Annotated in this window: 4 pseudogenes; all 4 read right to left on the reverse strand. The window is 30.6% G+C overall.

The window, feature by feature from the left end:
• Window positions 1-100: 100 nt before the first annotated feature.
• Window positions 101-1,153: pseudogene (locus tag ACLBWW_RS28475) on the reverse strand (cryptochrome/photolyase family protein); the annotation flags it as partial.
• Window positions 1,141-1,746: pseudogene (locus ACLBWW_RS28480) on the reverse strand (FAD-dependent oxidoreductase); the annotation flags it as partial. The pseudogenes ACLBWW_RS28480 and ACLBWW_RS28475, both read right to left, overlap by 13 nt.
• 382 nt (window positions 1,747-2,128) lie before the next feature.
• Window positions 2,129-2,640 (reverse strand): annotated as a pseudogene (locus ACLBWW_RS28485) (carbonic anhydrase).
• Between the two features lie 1,041 nt (window positions 2,641-3,681).
• Window positions 3,682-3,830, reverse strand: a pseudogene (locus ACLBWW_RS28490) (IS4 family transposase); the annotation flags it as partial.
• Between the last annotated feature and the right edge of the window lie 262 nt (window positions 3,831-4,092).

A 4,092-nucleotide genomic window follows, 5' to 3' on the forward strand; every position in this document is an offset into this window, starting at 1 on the left:
ATACTAGATTTTTTCATAAACATTCTCCTTTTTAATAGAAGGTTTTAGAAACTCTATATGATTCGTATACTCTTGCAATGAATACAACTTTAATACGCACTTTCATACTTTTATATGCACAAAGTGCTCTCTCCCGTGCTGCCTTATGATCAACAACTGGCAAAGGATATGTATGACCAAGCGTTATATTGGCCTTTTGTAAAATATGCTCAGGTGCTTCCCAAGGTTTATGTATATATTTATTAGGCATATCTCTTAATTCTGGTACCCATTTTCTTATATACTCCCCCTCTTTATCAAACTTTTCTCCTTGTGTGATGGGATTAAAAATACGAAAGTACGGTGATGCATCCGCTCCACTTCCAGCAACCCATTGCCATCCCATTGTATTATTTGCAATATCAGCATCTAGCAGTGTATCCATAAACCATTTTGCTCCTTCTTGCCACGGAATTAACAAATGCTTTACAAGAAAAGAGGCTACAGCCATTCTTGCCCGATTATGCATAAAACCTGTTTGCCATAGTTCTCTCATTCCCGCATCAATAAACGGATAACCAGTTTTCCCCTTTTGCCATACTCTTAATAACTCCTCTTCCTTATCCCACGGGAAATTTTCAAAGCTCTTATTAAGAGGTTTATATACTGTAAATGGATAATGATATAGTAAATAATAAGAAAACTCTCGCCAAATTAATTGACGTATAAAACTATTCACTTGTTCTTCAAAAAGACTACATTGTCTTTCGGTACTTTTATTTATTAAGTAATGATACATCCAGCTCACTGATATTTGGCCAAATGAAAGATAAGGTGCCAACATCGAATGAGTATTTTGATTTGGAAAATCCCTTCCTTCACTATAAGAAGCTAATTTGCTAGAGAAAAATTTCTTAAATGCTTTATATGCCCCTTCTTCTGTCGGATCCCATATTGCTTCCATATGAGATGTCCACGGTATAGTTGGCAGCAAGTGTAATTCTGAAACAGATAAGCTTGCTGGTAAAGAGTTTCCCCACTTTATACTCTGCACTTTCCTAATAGGTTTAGGTATTACCTGCTTTTGAAATGCATTGTAAAAAGGCGTAAACACCTTATATTCAGTGTTATCTTTCTTTTTAATAATCCCCGGTTCTAATAATAAATGTGAACTCCTTTATTAGAGGCTTGTTCTAATAAACTATGTGTAAATTTATAAGGATTTATTTCACCATCATTATACGTATAAATAGCTGCCCGTTTTTTAAATGGATATCTCTGTCCAATTTGTTCCTCTGATAGCCAAGTCGCTTTAAAATCATGCTTATGTAAATAATACAGTTCTTTTTCTAATTTCTTTATATCCTCTTCATAACTTGCATAATATAAACTGTCACGTCGTTTAAAATCAGAGCAATAAGGCAAGTTTTGATCAGCATATTCAATATCATTAATAGCTTGTTCACATAATTTCATATGCTTAACTGCATACTCTTCTCCAAATGTATTTACAAGTTCAAAAAACATCTTATCGCCTAAATATTGAATAAGTGCTGTATTTGTAAGGTTACTTCCATGTCCTACCTTTCTTTTATCAACGATAACAATATTTAAATCTGATTCACTCAAATAGTATGCGGATTGAGCACCCGAACTTCCTGCTCCTATTATTAGTACGTCACATTTTATATCTTCGTCCAAACGAGGATAAGAAGGTGTATTAGAAAAAGTCGTGTTCCAATATAATTTCCCTTTCTGTAAATCCATTTTAATTGCACCATCCTAAATAAAATAGTTATATCCCCATCTGTATCTCCAAATCATTCTTACTATATACTTCTTATTAAAATTATTCTTGCTATCATTAATAAAAATTCTTATAAATCTAATAGACTTATCTTAAAGAACATTTTTTCAAAAAACGCCACAAAGTTTTTTATTTAAATTATGTACATACTCAGTACTTCTTATAAAATACATTAAAATATCTAACAAAAAGAGCAAAAGATATCCATTTATAGAGGCTTTCTTTTGCTCTTTTTAAGGACGCAAGTCCAAAAATTTAACATATTATAATATCCAATAAATAAAAGGTACTTACCTATTGATAATTTATATATAAGAGTGAATTTTTATTCATTTTAGTAAATTAATTAATGTATTCAAATACTTTATTAGCAGGAATTTCAACAACTGTTTCTTTTCCACCTGTTTTATCAATCATGAAACCATGAACTTTAACATCAGGAGGCACTAGTGGAAGATGAAGAATCGCATCTATACTCTTCTCAATATTTTCACTAACATTTTCTTGTCTAATCAGCCATTCATTAAGGGTACCATTTGAAAATTCAGGCATGCAATTTTTAAAGAGATAGTCTAATTCTATATTATCTTTTGTAAAATCACGTTGAGTTTGTAGATTAACTGAAGAAGTTTCTTTGTCCTCTATTCCTACAACAAAAATTTCTTCAACATTCTCTTGATAAATAGCAATAATAACAGATCTCACTATATCTTCATAAGGATGTGCAATTACAGAATAGTAGCTGCGTATAGTCAACATGTTTTCTCGTTGAACGTTAGTTATTTGTTGAATAATAACCTCTATTCCGTTTTCAATGTCTATTAACAATAAAATTTTTTATTCTTCGAATTCATTTGGACACATTTACCAGTATTTCCACAAAAAAATTCATGGTATTGTTAATTAGTCGAGTACGTTATTACTTGACAATTACCCTTAGAAGCCCCGCAGACAATCGGGGTTTCTTCTATTTATCTTTGTCACCTTTTATGGATATGAGTCTTGGTCATAAAGTGCCTAAAAAAGCACTCTTTATTTTTCAAAACTTTTCATATTCAAACTGAACAAACATATATTCTTGTATCAACGCTTTTTACTCATATGATTCCAAAATTCTTATCTAGGAGCACAATTATTCGTTGACTCTTGGACATTTTTGTGAAATTTCTTTAATATTTTTATTTACTAATATTAAAAATCACGTTATTACAATCACGTGTCAATCTTTACTTTAGTACTAGTCCCTAGGCCCATTAAAAATTCAGTTCAAATTACACTTTCCTTTCCATTGATGACAGGCTCCATAAATCTAATTAACACATATTATATTAAAAATTTACTCATGAAAATCTGATTACAATTTTTGGTTTATTAATAGTTCATAAGACATTCACCTACCTTTTGAAGAGTGTATATAAAAGTACTCTTTTTATTTTTGTTAAAGACATAAACATTTAAATATTATTATTTATAGATTTACACTAAGATAAACTCACATCAATCTTTATACTTTCACTTTAAAAATGATACTTCAATTGTGGTCCTGGTCTCTAGGACCTCTTTTTTATTTAAGAGAAATTTCATTTAAATCCACCCGTTAACCCCATAATTTCACATAATAATAATTACCATATTACTATACATTACAAGGGAATTGTTCCCATAAAATGTTTCAATCATTATATAACGATTGAAACATTTGTTAATTTGATGTTAAAACATATAAGATACTTCCAACAAAGTATTACTTCTCAAACTTCAGCCCCTTGGAGCGCACCCCAAGGGGCTGAACCACACATCCATCAACTTAAGGAATATTTTGAAGTATCCCTAAAACAAAAATTTTATATCACTACAACAGTCATTTATGAGAATTTAGGTCATTTTATTTATTGCTATGCTGTTTTCTTGTGACACAGAGTACAATTATAGACAACATCTAAAATATTAAAGACTTTCTTTTTTTCATAACAGTGGAACTTTCGCCGTTTTTCTGTAGGAGGATAAACAGGCGAAGCAGGATTACTTGAGTTGAAAGCTCTTGATACAATCCGATATAAGCTTCGTAAATTTCGTGGGTTTGTCCTGGTTATAGCTGGAATGAATTTGACAATTGTTACAGAAAAAAGAACTGACATTCTTACAAATCTGGAAAATTGATAATGGCTGTTTATGAAACTTTCAATATTTATAATTAAAGTTGGTGCTACTTCTTTATTGCATTAGATAGCAATGTAATTTATAATACGTTTAAATGATTAAATTCTTAAACGGAAGGTAATGTTAGCGAAATGAACTGTAATGAT

The sequence above is a fragment of the Bacillus sp. M5A3_1b genome, assembly GCF_053345335.1.